Raw genomic sequence first — 19,749 nt, 5'->3', positions numbered from 1 at the left:
ATAATCATGAAGAAGAGAATAATTCTATTAGTGTTGCCAATGCTTATGCTAGCCGTTGGTACAGCTCAAGCACAAGGAGGACTCATCATTGGTGCTAACATGTCTAACCTCTACATTGATAATGTAGACGATGAAAATTCGAAAATTGGAATTAACGTAGGGCTCTATAACCGATGGGGTGCCGAAGAAGGAATTGGCTTAAGAACTGAGCTTCTTTACAGCCAAAAAGGTGCTGCAGCTCAATACAATAACTTTTTACAAGGCAGCGGTAAATACAGATTCAACCTTAATTACTTGAAAGTACCTGCCATGCTTTCTTTAAAAGCAGGTCCGTTAGATATTCACGCTGGTCCATACATTGGCATCTTGTTAGGCGCTAACGTTAAAGATGTAGACAGCGATGGTAACATCAACCAGATTTCAGAACTAGATAGAGACGACTTCAATACAATAGATTATGGTGCTGCAGTAGGCCTAGGGTTAGGCTTTTCAGGAGGGCACATTTCACTAAGATATAACTATGGTATGCGAGAGATTGGTAAAGACGGATCCTTTGCCGGTCAGGCTACCGAAGACGCCAAAAACTCAGCGCTAACCTTGAGTTTAGGTTTAGGTTTGAACTAGACGAAAAGTGGCCTCAACGCCACTTTTTTTATGCTTTTTCTTCAAAATCGGACAATAATAACTAAGTATTTCGTTATAAAGGTGTCGAAGGTCGAACCACAATCACCAACCAACCAATAACCAGAGTTTCATCACTTTTTCCGCAAGGGAATAGAGTCGAATTTTTTAACAACCCATAAACGTAAGTAAGATGAAACAATCAATGAAAGTAGGCATGGTATTGCTAGTTGCATTAACCGTTGCCATGTGGTTCGGAATATCTTCCGTATCCAAGAAGAAAGAAGTGCTCACAAGCCAGTACAATGAACTGGAAACGCAAATGTTTGAGAAAGAATCGGCATTTGAAGACATGCTGACACTCTACGATAAAGTAGAAGGCCAGATAAGCGATATCCTTGAAAAAGAAAACCTCATTCAACACCAAGGCAACGACCGAATTGACCGAAGAAACAATGAGAAAATTTTTAAGGAGATCAGTATGATAGATGATTTAATTTTTCGCAGTAAGCAAGATTTGAGGCAGTTGGAAGATGAAGCGAAAAGTGCCAATCTGAAGCTTGGCGTATTCGAAAAGAGAATCAATGGCCTACAGGCCGAATTGAATGAGAGAGCAACAGTTATCACTACGCTGAAAGCAGAGTTAAGTAAGAAAGACGAAACGCTAGCCTTGATGATTAGCCAGCAAGACTCGTTAAATCAGACCATTAATGCACAACTGACAGATTTGGAAGAAAAGGCCTTAAAGGTTCAGCAGCTTACCGCTCAAAACAGCGAGTTGAACAAGAGCTTTCTGGCAATCGGAACTTTTGAAGACTTGCAGTCTAAAGGAGTAGTAGCTAAAGAAGGTGGCTTTCTCGGAATCTTCGGCAAAAGGGTGGCTTTACAAGAAGAAGCAGATGAGAAATCATTTATGACGGTAGATCGCAGAAATGTTCAGAAGCTAAGAATTGAAGCCGCTTCATTAAGCTTAGTGAGCAGCCATCCACTGGGATCTTATCAGATTTTACCTGGTGATAGTGAAGCAGAACAAGTACTAGAGATTACAGATCCAGAATCTTTCTGGAAGGTATCTAAATACTTAGTAATCTCTAAAAAGATATGAGTTGTTGATTGGTGTTGAGGAGTCCCGAAGCCTTTTCGGGACGGAAGCCCGGCTGGAGAGTCGGGCTTCTTTTTTTACCTATTTCTAAGCCTAGTAACCTTGCAAATTTGGAATTGTATTCCGAATTTGCAAGGATGGTTTTGAGATCTGAACTTCAGAATGTAAAGGAACTGCTCTCCATTTTCCCCGCAGTAGCCATTCTTGGTCCTCGGCAAGTAGGGAAGACTACTTTGGCTTTTGAAATAACAAAGGAATATGATTCCATCTATTTGGATCTAGAATCACCCAGAGACATCGCCAAGCTTTCGGAACCAGAAGACTACCTTTCCAGACATTCCGATAAACTGGTTATACTAGATGAAATTCATCGAATTCCTGGCTTATTCAGTATTCTGAGAGGTCTAATCGATGAGAATCGTAGGAAAGGGAATAAATCTGGATCTTATCTTTTACTTGGGTCTGCTTCATTAGATCTCTTGAAACAAAGCGGAGAGAGCTTAGCTGGAAGAATTGGATATACCAATTTAAATCCTCTAAGTTTTACTGAGATAAAAGCTACTGACTTGGAAAAACTCTGGTTGAGAGGAGGATTCCCTGATAGCTTTTTAGCCAGTAGCGATAGCGTTAGTTTCAAATGGAGAGAAAACTTTATCAGAACTTACATTGAAAGGGATATTCCCCTTCTTGGAGCAAGAATTTCTTCTGAAACGCTTAGGCGATTTTGGACAATGCTGGCTCACGAGCAAAGCGGAATTGTGAATGCATCGAAACTTGCTCGGTCCTTAGGAGTTGACTCAAAAACGATAGCCAATTATATAGACCTGCTTGTAGAGCTATTACTTGTTCGAAGGTTGCCTCCTTGGCATAAAAATGAAGGTAAAAGGCTCGTTAAAAGCGCTAAAGTGTACATCAGGGACTCGGGGCTTATGCATACATTATTGCAAATCAAAAACATGGAGATGCTTCTCAGTAATCCCATTCTTGGCGCAAGTTGGGAAGGATTTGTGATTGAGAATTTAATCGAATCATTACCCGATAATGCCAGGTATTATTTCTATAGAGCTGCAGGCGGTGCGGAAATAGATTTTGTAATTGAATTCAATCCAAGCAAAGTCTGGGCAATAGAAGTAAAAAGGAGTTTGACTCCTAAAGTTGAAAAGGGCTTTTACTCTGGTGCCGAAGATGTAAAAGCAGAGCGGAAACTCATTATATACCCTGGAAACGACAATTATAAAATTACTAACGATATAGAAGTAGTGTCTTTAGGACATGCTTGTAATATTCTTAAGACCAACTAAAATGCGAAAAATTAGTAACGAAGAGCTTAACCGTCCAGACCTTGAAACCTTCAAGGAGCAAGAGAAAAACCCAATCATTCTGGTACTAGATAATTTAAGAAGCATGCACAATGTGGGCTCAGCCTTTCGCACAGCAGATGCGTTTGCAGTAGAAGCAGTTTACCTCTGCGGAATTACTGCCCAGCCTCCGCATCGCGAAATTCATAAAACAGCCCTAGGTGCCACAGATTCAGTTGAATGGAAATACTTTGAGAGCACTGCTAAGGCCTGTTCAGCATTGAAGGAAGCAGGCTATAAAATTGCGGCAGTAGAACAAGCAGATAAAAGCACCTCCTTAGAGACTTTTCAACCTAAAGCCGATGAAAAACTAGCTCTAGTATTCGGTAATGAAGTTTTTGGGGTTGAAGAAAATGTAGTGCAATCAGCCGATTTGTGCCTGGAAATCCCACAATTTGGCACCAAACATTCCATCAACGTAAGCGTTAGTATGGGTGTAGTTTTATGGGATATTTTAAGCAAGTTGAAATTTGATTCAAAAGCTTAGATTGATCGTCACTCCAGAATTTTATTCCCATTTTTAAGAAGGAATAATAAGGTCAGAAAACTCTCTAACAATAATTTAGAAAATGAAAGACATCAACAATAAAGGCAGGGTTAACAGGTTTAAGTATTTGCTCTATTTCTATGGAGTATTTGTAGTGTTTATGTTCGTCTACAAATTCATTATTGCTCCTGATTTACCTAACCTGATTCTGCTTGCTGCATTTGCTCCGCTTTTTGGGTTTATGTCTTCTTTTGTGAATTGGCCTTTATATGTTCATGCTGCCGAAGCCGATGGCGGTATGGTGATTAATACCCAAAAGCTTTTCTCTAAGAAGCAGAAATCACTGCTTATTACTAAATACAACTTCGACAGCTACTTCGAAACAGACCATCTGCATATTGGTCTCAACGTACTCGATGAAAACGATAAGCTGAAAAAGCACAAAATCAAAGTTAGCTGGATGCGCTTAAAAGACCTTCGCGCTTTAGAAGACAAGCTGAAGGAGATTAATCCGTATGCCCCGATGAAGTAGTAGGCTTATTTGGTAGTGGGTATTGCGAAGTAACACCGAGCTTCATTGATAAGTCATTTCGAAGGAGGTAAGACTGAGAAATCTTCTACATAGATAAGATTTCTCCCTATAGTCGAAATGACTTACTAAAGCCTCTTCTCCCCACAAGCATTGTCTCAATACTCAATACCTAGATCACAATTCTATTATTACTCTCCAAAAAGCTCCATCCATGCAGCATTAACTGCTCTGGTTTGCCCACCTTTCCACTGTGGTGCACCAGGGATTTCTGTAGCCTCTGCCAACTGTTCTTTAGTTTTACCAGCTGCCTGACCTTTCTTCACAAACTCCATCACCTTACCTAAGTAATTTTGGAAAGCTAGAAGGTCTTCTCTGTTGCCTTTTACTTCATATCCGTCTCCCGCATGGCCAAAGACAAAGAGCGTATTTGTATCGAAAGTATTGTAAGCTTTTTCTAGCACCACTTGCCAGTTGGTAATATTCGCTCCAGCAGATTTATCTATATAAGGTACTCTTCTGTTGAAGAGCAGATCGCCAGTATGCACAATGTTAGCATTCTCAAAATGCACGAAAGAATCACCATCTGTATGCCCAGGTCCAAAGTAATGAAGCGCTACTCGTTCACCACCAACCTTTTCCTTGATCATTCCATTGCTATAGGTGGTATCTGGTAAAAGCTGATTATCCAAAGAACCTTGCCCTTCAGCAGAACGCTTCTGATTTTTCAGCGAATTTTCATGAGCCATCACCTTATTCACCAAGCCTTTAAAAGCGATATTTCCAGCAGTATGGTCTCCATGGTGATGTGTATTAACCAGTAGGTCAATTTTTCTGTCCGACTTTTTCTGAATTTCTTCAATGAGATGATTGGCCTGAGCAGGAAACTGCGAGTCTACCACCACAATACCCTCTTTGGTAATCATGTAGGCTATGGTTCCACCGCGTTCAGTGAATATGCCCACATTGTTGCGAAGCATCTCCATTTGGTAGTCATTCTGAAAAAGTAGCTTTAAAAGAGGGTTCGAAATACTCAATCCGGCAGAGACTACCATTGAGTTCTGAATAAATTGACGTCTGTTTAGCATAAGGCTGGGCTTTCTTGAATTTAATTCTATATAAACATAGAACTAAACCACTTATGTAATTGAAAGTTTAGATTTCTCGCATTAAGGCGGTTTTTGGTATTTTCAACGCCTAAATCTCAATCAATGAAGAAAGTAATAGTACTATTTCTACTGACATTTTCACTTTATGTGCAAGGTCAGCAATGGCCGACCGAATTGCTGACACATCCGGAAAAAACAGGATTCCGAGAAACTTCCACTTATAAACAAGTAATGGGGGTGGTAAATGCAGCAATTAAAGATAGTCCATACGCACATTTAACCTCAATGGGGCAGTCAAAAGAGGGTAAAGAAATTCCAGTGGTGGTAATGGCGAATCCTAAGGTTACGAGCCCAGAGGAAGCTAAGGCTTCTGGGAAGCCAGTTATTTATGTGCAAGGCAATATTCACTCAGGAGAAGTAGAAGGCAAAGAGTCTTTACAGATACTTTTGAGAGAGATTTTGAAAGGGGATAAGACAAACCTATTAGATAATCAGATTCTATTGTTTGTACCAATTTACAACACTGATAGTAATGATAGACTGGAGCAAGGTAGAAGACCTTCTCAGGAAGATAGCCCAATAAAAGTTGGAATGAGACCCAATAGCCAAGGTTGGGATTTGAACAGAGATGGTATTAAGGCTGAAGCCCTAGAAACTAAAGCTCTTTTTCAAAACGTAATTGTGCCTTGGGACCCAACTCTTTTCGTAGACCTTCACACAACAAACGGTGTATGGCATGGCTATTCACTAACTTGGGCTCCTAGCTACCACACTGCAGGAGAGAAAGCACCATTCGATTATACTTGGGATAAGATTTTACCTACAGTTACTGACAATGTACTAGAAGAAGATGGCATTCACCTAGGGCCTTATGGCTACTTCTATGAAAGAAGAGAAGGTTGGCCAATTAAGTCTATTTATACTTACAATCACCACCCGAGGTACTTAGTAAACCAATTCGGTTTAAGAAACAGAATGGCGATTTTAAGTGAGGCTTTCGCCCATGAGAGATTGTATCAACGCATGGCAAGTACTTATGCCTTCGTTCGCGAAATCTTAGAATACACCAATGAAAATGGTCAAGAAATGATGGCTGTAAACCAAAAAGCCGAAGCAGACGCTATTAATTTGGTAAAAGAGCAAGCCGGAAAAATTCAGAAAGGAGTAAGGTTTGAAATGGTGCCAATGCCAGACCCTATTGAAAAGTATAGAGCCTATAACTATCTAAAAACAGTAAATGAGAACGGACAAGAAAGATATTTAAGGTCGAGAGAAATAGTGGAGTTAGAAAATGTGACTAACTACAGTGCTTTTAACCCTACTGTTAAGGCCACTTTGCCTAGAGGCTATGTTATTCCTCAAGAAATGGCTCATATTGCTGAACACCTTCAACTGCTAGGTGCAAAAGTGGACACTCTATCTAAAAACGCTAGAGCTAATGGAGAAGTTTTTACCGCAACCAAGTTAGAAAAGGGGCAGCGACCGTTTGAAGGGCATAATATGGCCACTATAGATGGAGAATTCTCTTCAGCATCTAACAAAAGATTTAAAAAGGGCGACTTCTATATAGATTTAGCTCAACCTTTAGCCAACCTGATTTTCTACATGTTAGAGCCACAGTCAGATGATGGTTTAGTTACCTGGAATTTCTTCGATACTTATTTTGAGGAGAATAAGATTGATGAAAAGCCAGTTGAATACCCAATTTTCAAATATTTTGAACTCAACTAACAATGAAGAACTCTAAATGGAAAATTTGGCTTGGCCTGGTTCTAATAACCGCCAATGCCTGCGCACAGAAAACTGATCTAGAAAAAACCGAAGCTACGGTAGACCAGCAGACAATTAAAGATCACATTTATTACTTGGCTTCAGACGACTTAAAAGGTAGAAATACTGGCTCTGAAGAAATACAGGTTGCAGCTAATTACTTAGCTAATCAATTAGAGTCTTATGGTGCTCAGAAAGTACCGGGCTTAGAGGGTTACTTTCAGCCGGTACCACTGAGAATAAAGACACCAGCTTCGGCTGGGAGCTTAGAATACAGCGGAAAATCATTCGATCTAAATGAAGACTTTATTGTATTGGATGGTAGCTCTGGAGACTTTGAGGGCGAAATAGTTTACCTCAACTACGCTTCAGAGGCAGACTTTGAAAATGCCGAAGTACAGGGTAAAATCATTTTTGCCAAAGCAGGCGATGGAGAAACCACCGACAGAAGATCCATCTTAGATCTAAGCCGTGAGAAAAATGAGCGAGCAAGAGCAAAAGGGGCTGCTGGATTAGTAGAGTTTTACAGCTCTCCTAGCATTCCATGGGGGCAGTTGGCTAGAAGCTTTAACAGAGCAAATATTAGCATAGACTCTTTTGAAGATAAAGGAGAGTTGATTCCACACCTTTGGTTGAAAGATATGGATAATGCCAATCAGCGTTTTATGATGACACGAAGTATCAAAAGGGCTAGTATCAACATTGAAGGCATGGTAAATGAAATCTCTAAAGACAAGAACGTGGTGGCTATGGTAGAGGGCACCGACCCTGAGTTGAAAGACGAGTTCATTATGTTCTCTGCCCACTACGACCATATTGGAGTTGGAGCACCAAATGCTGAAGGAGACTCTATCTATAACGGAACTAGAGACAATGCCATTGGAACAGTTACTGTACTTTCTGCCGCTGAAAATATTGCAAAATACCCAATGAGAAGGAGTGCTTTGTTTGTAATGTTTACCGCTGAGGAAAAAGGACTATTAGGCAGTAGATATTTGGCTGAAAACCCAGTGATTCCGAATAACGAAATTGTTTTCTGCTGGAACAGTGACAATGGTGGTTACAACGACACTACTATTTCTACCATTATAGGTTTAGAAAGAACTACCGCTTCTCAATACATTAAAGATGCTAATGTGGCTTTCGGGCTTACGGCTATTGATGATCCGGCCGGAGAGCAAGGTCTTTTTGATAGATCGGACAATGTGAGTTTTGCCAGAAAAGGTATTCCTGCGCCAACTTATAGTCTGGGTTTCCGTGCGTTCGATGCCGAAATTATGAAGTACTACCACCAGCAATCGGACAACCCAAACACAGTTGACTATGAGTATCTGGAAAAATTCTTCAAGAGTTATGTCTATGCTTCTCGAATGATTGGTAATGCCGATGAAACTCCTTTCTGGGTAGAAGGCGATAAGTACTATGAAACAGGAGTTGAGCTCTACAGAAAAGACAACTAATGTTGAATCGTGAATTTTAAATGGAGGCTGTCTAAAAAGCTTACTGTCATTCCCGACTCCGTCCCGATATATCGGGAGGGAATCTCCCTAAACTGGCATCATAGGCCGGAAGAGATTCCCAGTCAAGCTGGGAATGACGAAAATAGGAGCTTTTTTGATGTGCAATATTTTTTGATTCGTCCGACCACTTGGAGTGGTCGGACGAATACACACTACTTTATGCCCTGAGAAATAATAGTGATCAACCAGAGCTTTTAGTAGAATGTGTTACTGAATTCCAAAGCTGTAATCAGACGTGTATTTCGGTTAAAGTAAATCTGAAACGTACTGCTTACTGGAGAGAAATGAAATAGCATTCGATGTTGGTTATCCATATCTCTCAACTCAGGAGCTTTTAAGAGGTCAGGTAGAGAATCAATTGATTGTCCTACCTTTATCTTCTGTTCTTTTAATTTAAGTGTGTAGACAGGAGAGTTGAATAATATTTTCGTGTATTCGTAATGTCCCTTTTCAAAATCTGTGCTATGTCGATATGTCAATTCAAGACCCTTGAAGTGAACTTCAAACCCATAGCCGTGATCAGCACTAAATGGCTCTCTTTTTAGAAAGGTAGGCTTACCCAGAAACTCAAGGTTGTTCATCAAGGAGTCAGTCTGATACAATGATTTGAAACTGTCTATTCCAACAATAGAAAAGTCTGTGATAGCCTTCCAACCTAAGTCCATACTCTCAGTTTTCTGAGCGAAAGATTTAGAAGAAATGAAGAAAGTCAGTATGATCAGAAGGTTGTTTAAGGTTTTCATTGTGTTTATTGTTCAATATGAATAACTCTTAATTCTCCTTCCTCTTTTCAAGCTTCTCCTTTAAGAATTTATATCTGTACCAACCGAAAGCTACTCCTGCAGGAATGGCGATGATTAAGTTGATGATGTTTTTCTCTGGTTCCATCGGTTTGGTATCATCAAATAATGGAATGCCAATGTAGATGATCAGCCAGATGACGATCATGAAAATGATTCCCTTAATTGCCCAGTTGTATTTAGCCATTATTTACTATTTCATGTATTAATCTCAGTCCGTCTAAAGTCAAGTGTCTTTTAACTTCATCGAATCTTTTGTGTAGCGGATGCAGCACAGAAGAAAGTCCTCCAGTGGCAACCACTTTGGTTTTCTTGCCTAGTTCAGCATGAATTTTATCCAACATACCTTCTACCATACTTACATAGCCCCAAAGCACACCTGATTGAATAGCGTGAATGGTGTCTGCACCCAGAACTGATTCTGGCAGTTCCAAAGGCACTTCTGGTAATTGTGCAGTATTTCCAACCAAAGCCTTAATAGCAGTGCGCAGACCTGGCGCAATATTCACACCTTGAATCAATCCATCTTCACCAACAATGGTAAAAGTTAGTGCGGTACCAAAGTCTACAATGATAATATCTTCCTTGTATAGAGAATATCCTGCCACTGCATTGGAAACTAAATCTGTTCCAATTTGATACGGCCTCTTGGTGCGAACTGGCAACTTATCATAGATTTTCGGCCCTATAAACAAGGGTTCCTTATTTATCAGTGGTCTGGAAAAGTCAGACAGAATATCGTTGAGTTGAGGAACCACAGAAGAAATCACTATGCCATCCACATCTTCGAGCTTCAAGTTGGCTTCTAAGAAGTTCAACCTTAGGAACATCTCATACTCAACCTTGTCTTTAACAGGCAAAGTATTGAACCTCCACTCATGAATCCATTCTCCATCTTTGTACACCCCAAAGACAATGTTAGTATTTCCGGCATCTATGGCTAAAAGCATATGGCGAGTTTAATGCATAAAGTTCAAAGTTTAATAGAGCACACCATAAACTTTGAACAATGAATCTGGAACATAAAACTAGTTTAAGAACTTAGGCGGATGCTGCTCATCGAAATCTGTGGCCTCCTGATAAGTTCTAGCTACGCTTAAAATGGTGGCTTCATCGAATAAGTTTCCGATAAATGAAATACTGGTTGGACTTCCCTGATTATTGTAGCCATTCTTTAACACCACACACGGATGGCCAGTCAGGTTAGTAGTGAGCAACTGCGAGCCACCAAAGCTCGGAGTAACAATCACATCATATTCTTTCATCAGAGCATTGACCTTCTCAACAAGTTCATAGCGTGCTCTATTGGCATTAATGTAGTCTACTGCAGAGGTAAATCTGGCCGCTCGGAACAGGTTAGGCCAAGCTCCTGCATTTTGTCTAACGAGCAAAGTATCTTGATCGGAGCGAGTAAGCGCATCAAAAGCCGCAGAAGCTTCTGCAGTTAAAATGGCCTGCATAGCTCCAAAAGGCATATCTGAAACCCACTCTACAGGCTCCAGTGTAGCACCTAGGCTTTTCAGTACTTCTAAAGAAATAGAGTCATTGATTTTTTGCGAACCTCTTCCGCCATCGAAATAGTCTTTCAAATAACCGATTTTCAACTTCGACAAATCGGCTTTTCCCGTATAGTTGAAAGGGTGGTTTTGAACCGTCAAGTCTTTGTTGTCTTCACCTCTAATGGCATCGAGCACCAAGGCACAGTCTAGCGCAGAGCGTGTCATTGGGCCAATTTTATCCATTGTCCAGCTTAAAGCCATTGCACCTGCTCGGCTTACTCTTCCGAAAGTAGGTCTAAGTCCTGTCACTCCATTTCTGGTGGAAGGAGAAACAATGGACCCTAACGTTTCAGTACCCAAAGCAAAAGGCACTAAACCTGCTGCGGTGGAAGACCCTGAACCAGCACTCGATCCGCTTGAACCCTGCTCCAAGTTCCAAGGGTTTTTGGTGGTTCCGCCATACCAAACATCACCCATAGCCAATGCTCCTAAAGTAAGTTTTGCAACCAAAACCGCTCCGGCCTCATCTAACTTCTTCACCACAGTAGCCAATTCATTACCCCTGTTTTGGTCTTTATAAGGACCAGCTCCCCAGGTGGTTTTGTAATCTGGCACGGAAAATAAATCTTTCGCTCCATAAGGAATGCCGTGTAATGGCCCTAAGTAGGTTCCATTCTTCAATAGGTCATCGGCCTTTCTAGCTTGAGCCATTGCTCGCTCTTCAGTAATAGTGATTACAGACTCAAGCTCACTACCATACTGCTTCAATCTTTCAATGAAAAACTGAGTCAATTCTACCGAAGTGATTTTCCTTTCCCTAATTAAAACGGATAGTTCAGCAACCGTATAGAAGGCCAAATCATTTCTGTTGGCTGGCATTTCTACTTTAGTTGGAAGCTCCCACTGCTGCGACTTCTGACTCTCAGCAATGGGCTTTCCAGTATGCTGAGGCCTGAAAGTAAATGCTGGAGGAATGCTATTATCGATTTCGTAATTATGAAGCTCTTTCATTCCCGAAAGGGTCTGATTAACATTTCGGAGAAGCATATCTACCTCATTCTGGTCGAAGTTTAGATCAAGTATTTTCTGAGCCGCTTGCACATCTTCAGCAACAACTTGACTGTCTTGTACTAGTTTCGCGCCAGCAAGAAAACCAACACCCATTACAACTAGGGTAAAAAAGGCCTTGGAGTTAGATAGAAAAGCCAGTCTATTCTTCATCTTGGTTAAGGTTATAGTTTATTTTGTAGTTGTTAAGTTCTTTCAACAATAAGAATTCACATAAGTTATATAATCGATGGAGACACCGCAAAGTTTATTTCCTCAATGGATGAGAGGATTCCTTCTGGCCGCAACAGCCTACAATATATTATGGGGCGTTTTCATTGGCTGGTTTCCAGAAACCTTTTTTCAATGGGTTGCCGAAACAGAAGCTCAAGCACCAAGCCTAATTATATGGCAGGGAAGAGGCGTGTTACTCATGGCTGCTATCTACTTAATGTGTGCTATTCACCCAGGTAAGCTTTGGTTTCTGATTCTCTTTGGTGCTTTTACTAAAGTGGCTGGCGCTGCTTGGTTTTACTTTTCTATTCTGGAGACAAACGTTGGTAAGCGTGGTATTTTCCATCTTTTAATGAACGACCTCATTTGGGTTCCCATGCTATTATGGATTGCCTACAGGGGGTACAAGTATAAAAAACTGAAAGGATGAAAGAACATTATACGAGACTGTTTGAATATAATTTATGGGCGAATAAGGAGTTTTCGGAAGCTGTACGTGTGAACCCATTCGAGAATCAGCAAATACTGAAACTCATTTCCCATATAGCTAATGCACAGGTTATTTGGCTCAGCAGATTAAAGAAGGAAGAACCTTCTGTAGGTGTTTGGGACGAACACGAAGTTCATGAAGCACTAGATATGCTAGAAAGCTCTAGCCAAGACTGGTTGGATTATATTTATTCTGAAGAATTGGAAGAAAACGTGAGCTATAAAAACTCTAAGGGAGAAGAGTTTGAAAACATGGTTTCTGACATTCTCACTCACGTAGTGAACCACGGAACGCATACTCGAGGCCAAATTGCTTACTTACTCAGGGAAGAGGATATTGACCCGCCAGCCTCAGATTTTATCTTTTTTGTTAGATGAAGTTCAAAAATATTGCTTCTGCTGGTCACAATTTTTGTCATAGCTTTTTAAGCCTGATGAACTATAATAGCGATCAGGACACACACATTATTGATACAGTTATGAAAGTCAGAGGCAAGGGATATGTTATTGAAATAGATTTCCTCAGCGGTGAAGTTCAACCAGACGTTCTTAACTCAATTGCATTCCAAAGAAATCTAGGCTTCTATCTAAAATCCTTACCTGAGAGCTTTGAAAGTCAACATATCAATCTTGAAATGCTTAGTGAGTTCAAGTTGATTTGGCCTTTGAATGAGAAGCTCCCATTATATCATATTCAAGATTCTAGGGGTAAAGAGTATTCTGGATCAGTAAAAACTCACGGTAATTAAATTTAAAAGAATATAAACTTCTTTCTCTTGTAGAGCGGAGTTCTTTTGGTTCTCACCAATGCTGAACCTGTTTTAGAGCTGCCAAAGCAGTATGGCTTTCTGGCGTTAGCTTTAAGCTGGTTCAAGTTAATGCTAAAGAAGAACCCAAGAGATTCTTTTTCGGACGCGAACAGAGTGCCTAAAGTATGAGTGCCCAAGGTCAAAGGGCCGTATCTGGCAGCTAACCCTACCTCCGTGTCTCCTTCAAAATTATAGAAAACAGGTAAATAAAGTCCGTAAAGACCAGTTTCATACCGTGGTGCAATGGTGACACTGTTGGCGTAGCTAACTCGGTAGTCTGCGGGTAAAGCCCAGCTTAAATCGGCAACTGTGGCAACATTTAGAAACAGGTTATTGCCAAAGTTGTAGTCGTAATTTAACCTTAGAGCTGTGGGTAGGCTTACACTGTATTCGCCCCGTACATCATTCAATTGCAGGAAAGTATTTAAGGAATCTCTAAACTCTCTGAAGCTATTAATGCTGTTTAGCACAGATTCAAAGTTTAACGAATTGGCACTCGGATCTAAGCCCGATGCCATAAAAGCAGCACTGCCATGTTCAAAGTTAAACTTACCAATATCTGTTATAGAGGCACTCACCCTAAACTCATAGGTAATGTCTTTGTTGAGACTTGTTTGCGCTGAAGTTTTTGGATCTGGTCGGTAAGCGACTCTTTCGTAAACTACTCCAATGTCGGCTCCTCCAAAGGTTAGCCCTGTGCCTTTTGGAGGAACTCTCATCTGCTCATTTCCATCAAATTGCTCGTAATCATTGAGGTTAGATGAATAGCCAGCCGAAAAATCAAACCTATCTAAATTCAAGAGGCCATTTCCATCAATAGAGTAATCAGCATCGGCCAAATCTAGCCACAGGTGTGCTGTTGGGTTAGCAGCCTTTATTGTGAGCCCCATTTTCCAACGGTTATAACCATCGTCTTTTAATATGCCGCCATAGGTGAATGCTACTTCTTGCCAAGCCATTGATGACAACTTCATAGACTCATTGAAGTAAGATTGATTTAAAAACTGAGGTGCATTGAATCGGTTGAGTTGATAAATGAAGTTAGGGGTTATGTCAGTGCCATTCGCTAACGTCCTAAAGTTGTATTGAATGGCAATACCTCGGTTTCTAGAAAGTGAAAGCAGAGCAGAAAGCCCTCCTAAAGATGCATTTGCTATAGCAAACCTGTCTTGAAAACCCTCTTGACGAATAAAGCCGCTTCCGCCCTCGTCATTCTTGGCTATTACCGCTATGTCATTAGTCAAATAGAAATTTCCGTTTACTAAACTGAAGTCGAATTTATAGGGTGAATTAGCAACCCTTGCAGGCTGGCTTCTGACTCCAATTACGCCCGAGAAATCGGAATTTATAAAGCCATTGAACCGCTGGGCCTCTACTTTAAAGATGCCAAAAACAAGTAGAGAAATGAGTGCTAAAAGTCTTAAGTTCCTGATTATCATCTGCTTTTAGTGCTTTTTACATAAGAATTTTTGACTTTTTTTTCACTCATCTAAGATTGGGCATTTTGAGCCAAGTTCATTCAAATTAAACTGAACTCAAACACGGAAACGAAATAATGTTCTGATAATTAGAAATTCTCGAAATAATAACATTTGTACCTACTTATATTAATTGCTCCGAAAAACGTTTTATTGTATGTGAAAAACGTCATTAATTGTTCGAAATGCAATTTTCTGTATATTTGTAACACTTTCACATACACCAATAACTTAACACACCTCATCTTAAAACTTAATTCCTAGGCCACTTTACCAAACAACCTGTATCGAACTAGCAGCTACGTTTATGCGTGCGCTACATAGTATTTTCCTACGCCCTGCCTTCAGGGTGACATAGGTATTTTACCGTTGTTTTAAGTAAAATACCCAATGTGCAGAATCCGTTTATCTCTCTAACGAACTAAAGGAGTTCAACGGAATTTGAGGCTGTGAAATTAATGTCAAAACAGCCACTTGAACATCGCCCTGATGAACAGAAAACAGGGTTAACGATGTACAAGAAATTGCTTAGTAGTGCCTTCCTATCATTCCTCTTCAGCTTTCTGCTGATAGTAACCAATACCCTTTTTGCTAACGATAATCTAGACAGGCTACTTACTAAAAATGATGCCGCTGAAGATATTGAGCTTTATTTCGAGATTATAGATCAGCAACACGGTAACCCTTACCAGTTTATCTCTAGGTCTGAGTTCAAAGAGCTAATCGATCAGACTATTACAGAACTTCCAGATGTTATTACGTTTAAAGACTTCGATATTCTTCTTTCTAAGCTCAATAACAAAATCAGATGTGGCCATACCGTAGTTTCTTTAGACACTGAAACACTGAAGGCTGCCAACGATCAAGCTCAATTCTTTCCCTATCCTATCAGAATTATAGACGACTCCTATTTCATCGATTTTGAGGACGGGAATCTTCCATTGGGTGCAGAATTAATCAGCATTAATGGAAACCCCGTTCAATCTATGACCGAAGAGTTGAGTGAGCTAACAGTTACAGACGGCTTTAGTGCTACTAAACCAATTAGAGATATAGAGAGCCGCTTCGGGTACTATTACTTCTTGAAATATGGTGCCGCAAGAGTATTTGAGGTAGCCTTTAAAACACCTTCTGGAGAAAGTTTAACCCATACAATTGAAGGCATTGAAGGCAATAAAATGTTAGCCAATAACTACTACCGACCTGTTTACAAGTTAAACGAAAGATATTATCACTTTACGCACTTAGATGCTATAGACTCGCTGCAGACTTTAGTTTTAACTCTTAATACGTTTCAGGCCAACCCCGACTGGTTTTTTAAGCAGTTAGCTTCAAGATACAATGAGGAGTCTAACGAGTTTGACTTCGAGAACCTGATTATAGATTTAAGATTGAATGAGGGAGGAGATCGTAGAATCTTAAACTTTCTCTATGAATTTGTGGGAGGCGGTCAGTTAATAGACCCGTCCAAAACCTTTGTAAGAACACAAGACATTGAATTAGCAGATTACCTAGTGGCTATAAACGGAGCAAACAGTTCTACAGACGTTGTTGAAAATGCAGGTAGCTATCTAAAGGAGCATTTTAATTTGGCCGAAGCAAATGGCTATGCCGGAACAACTCAAAACTGGCACGATCAATTCGATCTTGGTATTCATTGGGAGGGAAAAGCCTTTAATGGCAATATCTATGTTCTGACTTCAGGAAAGACCTTCTCGGCTGCTGCAGACTTAGCCAGAATATTGAGCAGCATGGACAATGTTACTTTGGTTGGTGAAGAGACAGGTGGTGGACACAATGGAAGAACAGCCAACATGCTTCTGAATTACAGTCTTCCTAATACACAAACAATGCTTCAGGTTCCTGTTATTTATGAAGAGTTTATTAATGTGTCTAATAACTCTGAAGGTCGTGGTACTTTTCCAGATCATTTGGTAACTCAGTCTTATTCAGACTTATTGAATAAGAAAGATTCAGCATTCGAATTCACACTTCAGCTTATTTCCCAAAGCCCTTCATTCGGTAGCCACTAATTAGCATAGAAACCTTTTTCTGACTTTCCATGAAAGATTTACCTTTATGGAATGAGTAAACCCGAGAAAACCCTCTTTCTGCTAGACGCAATGGCGCTTATCTATAGAGCACATTTCGCCTTCAGTAAAAACCCAAGAATCAATTCAAAAGGCCTCAATACTGGAGCGCCTTTCGGTTTCACCAATAGTTTATATGAAATTATTGATAAGAGGAAGCCTACTCATATTGGTGTAGCTTTCGATACCAGCGCACCCACCTTCAGGCATGAAGAATATAGCGAGTACAAAGCTAATCGAGAGGAAACTCCAGAAGACATAAAAATAGGCACTCCCATAGTAAAAGACATTGTCCGTGCTTTCAACATTCCTGTATTGGAATTAGACGGATACGAAGCTGATGATGTAATCGGTACTTTAGCCAAAAAGGCTGCTAGGGCAGGATTTGAGGTGTTTATGATGACTCCCGATAAAGATTATGGCCAACTAGTAGAAGAACATGTTTATCTCTACAAACCCGCTTTTATGGGTAATGGGGTAGACATTATGGGGGTTCAGCAAGTGCTAGATAAGTGGGACATTGAAAGAATCGATCAGGTAGTTGATATGCTCGGCTTGCAAGGAGATTCGGTAGATAACATTCCGGGTATTCCAGGAGTAGGACCAAAAACTGCTTCTAAACTTCTGAAAGAGTATGGCTCCGTGGAAGCCATCATTGAAAATGCTGCGAGTATTAAAGGGAAGCTAGGGGAAAAGATTGCTGCCAATGCAGATCAAGGTTTACTCTCCAAGAAATTAGCAAAAATCAATACTGAAGTTCCTGTAACATTCGATGAAAAGGAACTGGAGTATTCTGGGCCGAACATAGAAAAGCTGACAACCGTTTTTGAAGACCTAGAATTTAGAACCACCCTCAAGAGAATTTTGGGTGAAAGTAGTCCTAGCGCTAGTGCGAGTCCTAGACCAAAGAAGGCGGCATCAGATCAAATGGCACTTTTTGGTGACGCTCCAGCACTTATGGAGAAAGATGAAACTCCAATGCCTGAGGAGAAGCTCAATGCTTCTAACACCAAACATAACTATCATCTTATTGACACTCCTGAGCTGAGAAAGCGATTGGTCAAGTACCTTTCTGCCCAAAAGGAGTTTTGCTTCGATACAGAAACAGATAGCCTTGAACCCATTGAAGCCAATATGGTTGGTTTGGCATTTAGCTACGTTGCTGGTGAGGCTTATTATGTGCCAACACCTGAAAACAGAGAAGAAACTCAGGAAATTTTAGAAGAGTTTAGAGGGGTTTTTGAAAACCCTGAGATTGGAAAGATTGCGCAAAATGCCAAGTACGATGTTCAGGTACTCAAAAACTATGGCGTTGATGTGAAGGGGTCAATCTTCGATACCATGATTGCCCATTACCTGATAGATCCAGACACAAGACATAACATGGATGTGCTTGCTGAGAACTATCTTAATTATACGCCTATTTCAATTACGGACTTGATTGGTAAAAAAGGAGCCAAACAAGGCAATATGAAAGATGTTCCTGTACATAAAGTGGTTGAATATGCAGCCGAAGATGCCGACATCACCCTTCAGTTGAAGAACATTTTTGCCTCTCAGATCAATGAAGGTCGAATTCAGAAATTGTTCGATGAAGTTGAAATGCCATTAATGCACGTATTGGCAGATATAGAATACAATGGGGTAAAGATTGATACTGACACACTCTCCAACATGTCTAAGGAGCTGGAAGAAGCTAGTGCTATAGCCGAAAAAGAGATTTATGAGTTGGCTGGAGAAGAGTTCAACGTAGCCTCGCCAAAACAACTTGGAGTCATTCTCTTCGACAAACTAAAGCTTGTAGACAAACCAAAGAAGACTAAAACCGGGCAATACGCTACAGGTGAGGATATTCTTTCCAAACTAGCCGTTGAACACGACATTGCTAAGCGCATACTGGAGTTCAGAGAATATCAGAAGTTGAAGTCTACATACGTAGACGCTTTGCCGAATATGATCAGCCCAGCCGATGGGTTGGTTCACACAGATTACCGTCAGGCCGTGGCAGCCACCGGTAGACTCAGCTCGAACAATCCAAATCTGCAGAACATTCCAATTAGAACTGAGAAGGGAAGAGAAATTAGGAAGGCATTCATTCCACGTTCTGAAGAGTATACTCTAATGGCGGCTGACTACTCGCAAATTGAGTTGAGAATTGTAGCTGCTTTCGCGAAAGATGAAAGCATGATTGAAGCCTTTAAATCAGGCCGAGATATTCACTCTACCACAGCCAGTAAGGTTTTTGGTGTGCCTATCGAGGAGGTAGATAGAGACATGAGGCGAAAAGCCAAGGAAGTAAACTTCGGTCTGATATATGGTATCTCGGCCTTCGGTTTATCTCAAAATATCGGTATTTCCCGGACGGAAGCGCAGCAAATCATTACTGCATATTTCAATGAGTTTCCGGGAGTAAAACAGTATATGGATGCTCAGGTAAATAATGCTCGAGAGCATACTTATGTGGAAACCATTTTGGGCAGAAGAAGATACCTGAGAGATATTCACTCTAAGAACATGACCGTTCGTGGCCATGCAGAGCGCAACGCCATCAACGCTCCAATTCAAGGTAGTGCTGCAGACATGATCAAAATAGCCATGATCAATATTCATTCATGGATGAAGGAAGAGAAGCTCAAGTCTAAAATGATTATGCAGGTACATGATGAATTGGTCTTCGATGTTCACAATTCAGAGTTAGAATTGATGAAGTCTAAAGTGCCTGAATTGATGTCTAATGCCATAGACTTAGATGTACCATTAGAGGTAGAAGTTGGAGTTGGCGAAAACTGGTTAATAGCGCATTAGAT

18 protein-coding genes are annotated in these 19,749 nt (G+C 40.5%); 12 read left to right on the top strand and 6 right to left on the bottom strand.

Annotated elements, in window-relative coordinates:
- The first annotated feature begins 6 nt into the window (after window positions 1-6).
- The 5 genes from T7867_RS04890 to T7867_RS04870 all read left to right on the top strand — a co-directional run bounded on the left by T7867_RS04890 (window position 7) and on the right by T7867_RS04870 (window position 4,100).
- The gene (locus T7867_RS04890; RefSeq protein ID WP_068216359.1) at window positions 7-624 is read left to right on the top strand and encodes a porin family protein; all 618 of its coding nucleotides are present in this window, start codon (window positions 7-9) and stop codon (window positions 622-624) included.
- 190 nt (window positions 625-814) lie between these two features.
- The gene (locus T7867_RS04885; RefSeq protein WP_157717501.1) at window positions 815-1,726 is read left to right on the top strand and encodes a Cbp1 family collagen-binding glycoprotein adhesin; all 912 of its coding nucleotides are present in this window, start codon (window positions 815-817) and stop codon (window positions 1,724-1,726) included.
- 134 nt (window positions 1,727-1,860) lie between these two features.
- Window positions 1,861-3,024 carry an ATP-binding protein gene (locus tag T7867_RS04880; protein ID WP_068216356.1) on the top strand — a complete coding sequence of 388 codons (1,164 nt, stop codon included), beginning with the start codon at window positions 1,861-1,863 and terminating at the stop codon, window positions 3,022-3,024.
- A 1-nt stretch (window position 3,025) separates the two neighbouring features.
- Entirely contained in the window at window positions 3,026-3,568 is a 543-nt protein-coding gene (locus T7867_RS04875; RefSeq protein ID WP_068216354.1) for an RNA methyltransferase, read from the top strand.
- An 82-nt stretch (window positions 3,569-3,650) separates the two neighbouring features.
- Complete coding sequence (locus T7867_RS04870; RefSeq protein WP_068216352.1) at window positions 3,651-4,100, top strand: hypothetical protein; 450 nt, start codon at window positions 3,651-3,653, stop codon at window positions 4,098-4,100.
- Window positions 4,101-4,288: 188 nt separating this feature from the next.
- Here the strand turns inward: T7867_RS04870 and T7867_RS04865 are convergent, their stop codons facing one another.
- Window positions 4,289-5,185 carry an MBL fold metallo-hydrolase gene (locus T7867_RS04865; RefSeq protein WP_068216350.1) on the bottom strand — a complete coding sequence of 299 codons (897 nt, stop codon included), beginning with the start codon at window positions 5,183-5,185 and terminating at the stop codon, window positions 4,289-4,291.
- Window positions 5,186-5,308: 123 nt separating this feature from the next.
- Here T7867_RS04865 and T7867_RS04860 point away from each other — a divergent pair, with 123 nt between their 5' ends.
- On the top strand, window positions 5,309-6,937 hold the full coding sequence (locus tag T7867_RS04860) for a M14 family metallopeptidase (protein WP_068216348.1): 1,629 nt from the start codon (window positions 5,309-5,311) through the stop codon (window positions 6,935-6,937).
- A gap of 2 nt (window positions 6,938-6,939) precedes the next feature.
- Window positions 6,940-8,436: a M28 family peptidase gene (locus tag T7867_RS04855; RefSeq protein WP_068216346.1), complete on the top strand. Its 1,497-nt coding sequence runs from the start codon at window positions 6,940-6,942 to the stop codon at window positions 8,434-8,436.
- 254 nt (window positions 8,437-8,690) lie between these two features.
- Here the strand turns inward: T7867_RS04855 and T7867_RS04850 are convergent, their stop codons facing one another.
- From T7867_RS04850 to T7867_RS04835, 4 genes are all read right to left on the bottom strand, one after another.
- Window positions 8,691-9,239, bottom strand: coding sequence for a hypothetical protein (locus tag T7867_RS04850; RefSeq protein WP_068216344.1), 549 nt, complete (start codon window positions 9,237-9,239; stop codon window positions 8,691-8,693).
- 28 nt (window positions 9,240-9,267) lie between these two features.
- A complete protein-coding gene (locus tag T7867_RS04845) occupies window positions 9,268-9,483 on the bottom strand; it encodes a hypothetical protein (protein WP_068216342.1) in 216 nt (71 codons plus the stop codon).
- Window positions 9,476-10,246, bottom strand: a complete 771-nt coding sequence (locus tag T7867_RS04840) for a type III pantothenate kinase (RefSeq protein WP_068216340.1) — start codon at window positions 10,244-10,246, stop codon at window positions 9,476-9,478. Before T7867_RS04840 ends, T7867_RS04845 begins: the two co-directional genes overlap by 8 nt.
- A 78-nt stretch (window positions 10,247-10,324) precedes the next feature.
- Window positions 10,325-12,016 carry an amidase gene (locus T7867_RS04835; RefSeq protein WP_068216338.1) on the bottom strand — a complete coding sequence of 564 codons (1,692 nt, stop codon included), beginning with the start codon at window positions 12,014-12,016 and terminating at the stop codon, window positions 10,325-10,327.
- 76 nt (window positions 12,017-12,092) lie between these two features.
- Here T7867_RS04835 and T7867_RS04830 point away from each other — a divergent pair, with 76 nt between their 5' ends.
- From T7867_RS04830 to T7867_RS04820, 3 genes are read left to right on the top strand one after another with little or no spacing between them, the layout of a single operon-like run.
- Complete coding sequence (locus T7867_RS04830; RefSeq protein ID WP_068216336.1) at window positions 12,093-12,506, top strand: hypothetical protein; 414 nt, start codon at window positions 12,093-12,095, stop codon at window positions 12,504-12,506.
- Window positions 12,503-12,943, top strand: coding sequence for a DinB family protein (locus tag T7867_RS04825; protein ID WP_068216334.1), 441 nt, complete (start codon window positions 12,503-12,505; stop codon window positions 12,941-12,943). The genes T7867_RS04830 and T7867_RS04825 overlap by 4 nt, the downstream gene beginning before the upstream one ends.
- Window positions 12,940-13,314 (top strand): hypothetical protein, encoded by a 375-nt coding sequence (locus tag T7867_RS04820; protein WP_068216332.1) that lies wholly within the window; start codon window positions 12,940-12,942, stop codon window positions 13,312-13,314. Before T7867_RS04825 ends, T7867_RS04820 begins: the two co-directional genes overlap by 4 nt.
- Window positions 13,315-13,316: 2 nt before the next feature.
- Here T7867_RS04820 and T7867_RS04815 read toward each other — a convergent pair whose 3' ends face one another.
- Complete coding sequence (locus T7867_RS04815) at window positions 13,317-14,813, bottom strand: DUF5723 family protein (protein ID WP_322299895.1); 1,497 nt, start codon at window positions 14,811-14,813, stop codon at window positions 13,317-13,319.
- 497 nt (window positions 14,814-15,310) lie between these two features.
- On the opposite strand from T7867_RS04815, the gene T7867_RS04810 reads away from it, so the two are divergent.
- Window positions 15,311-16,885, top strand: a complete 1,575-nt coding sequence (locus T7867_RS04810) for a S41 family peptidase (RefSeq protein ID WP_322299894.1) — start codon at window positions 15,311-15,313, stop codon at window positions 16,883-16,885.
- A gap of 51 nt (window positions 16,886-16,936) precedes the next feature.
- The gene (gene polA / locus T7867_RS04805; protein ID WP_322299893.1) at window positions 16,937-19,747 is read left to right on the top strand and encodes a DNA polymerase I; all 2,811 of its coding nucleotides are present in this window, start codon (window positions 16,937-16,939) and stop codon (window positions 19,745-19,747) included.
- Window positions 19,748-19,749 lie beyond the last annotated feature (2 nt).

The sequence above is a fragment of the Roseivirga spongicola genome, from assembly GCF_034376045.1.
GTDB lineage: Bacteria > Bacteroidota > Bacteroidia > Cytophagales > Cyclobacteriaceae > Roseivirga > Roseivirga spongicola.
The sequence above is the reverse complement of the archived record's forward strand: the minus strand, read 5'-3'. Positions and strand labels throughout refer to the sequence as shown.

Coding starts and splice junctions, on each gene's coding strand:
- T7867_RS04890 (WP_068216359.1), top strand. CDS start 7: ATGAAGAAGAGAATAATTCTATTAGTGTTGCCAATGCTTATGCTAGCC.
- T7867_RS04885 (WP_157717501.1), top strand. CDS start 815: ATGAAACAATCAATGAAAGTAGGCATGGTATTGCTAGTTGCATTAACC.
- T7867_RS04880 (WP_068216356.1), top strand. CDS start 1,861: ATGGTTTTGAGATCTGAACTTCAGAATGTAAAGGAACTGCTCTCCATT.
- T7867_RS04875 (WP_068216354.1), top strand. CDS start 3,026: ATGCGAAAAATTAGTAACGAAGAGCTTAACCGTCCAGACCTTGAAACC.
- T7867_RS04870 (WP_068216352.1), top strand. CDS start 3,651: ATGAAAGACATCAACAATAAAGGCAGGGTTAACAGGTTTAAGTATTTG.
- T7867_RS04865 (WP_068216350.1), bottom strand. CDS start 5,185: ATGCTAAACAGACGTCAATTTATTCAGAACTCAATGGTAGTCTCTGCC.
- T7867_RS04860 (WP_068216348.1), top strand. CDS start 5,309: ATGAAGAAAGTAATAGTACTATTTCTACTGACATTTTCACTTTATGTG.
- T7867_RS04855 (WP_068216346.1), top strand. CDS start 6,940: ATGAAGAACTCTAAATGGAAAATTTGGCTTGGCCTGGTTCTAATAACC.
- T7867_RS04850 (WP_068216344.1), bottom strand. CDS start 9,239: ATGAAAACCTTAAACAACCTTCTGATCATACTGACTTTCTTCATTTCT.
- T7867_RS04845 (WP_068216342.1), bottom strand. CDS start 9,483: ATGGCTAAATACAACTGGGCAATTAAGGGAATCATTTTCATGATCGTC.
- T7867_RS04840 (WP_068216340.1), bottom strand. CDS start 10,246: ATGCTTTTAGCCATAGATGCCGGAAATACTAACATTGTCTTTGGGGTG.
- T7867_RS04835 (WP_068216338.1), bottom strand. CDS start 12,016: ATGAAGAATAGACTGGCTTTTCTATCTAACTCCAAGGCCTTTTTTACC.
- T7867_RS04830 (WP_068216336.1), top strand. CDS start 12,093: ATGGAGACACCGCAAAGTTTATTTCCTCAATGGATGAGAGGATTCCTT.
- T7867_RS04825 (WP_068216334.1), top strand. CDS start 12,503: ATGAAAGAACATTATACGAGACTGTTTGAATATAATTTATGGGCGAAT.
- T7867_RS04820 (WP_068216332.1), top strand. CDS start 12,940: ATGAAGTTCAAAAATATTGCTTCTGCTGGTCACAATTTTTGTCATAGC.
- T7867_RS04815 (WP_322299895.1), bottom strand. CDS start 14,813: ATGATAATCAGGAACTTAAGACTTTTAGCACTCATTTCTCTACTTGTT.
- T7867_RS04810 (WP_322299894.1), top strand. CDS start 15,311: ATGTCAAAACAGCCACTTGAACATCGCCCTGATGAACAGAAAACAGGG.
- polA (WP_322299893.1), top strand. CDS start 16,937: ATGAGTAAACCCGAGAAAACCCTCTTTCTGCTAGACGCAATGGCGCTT.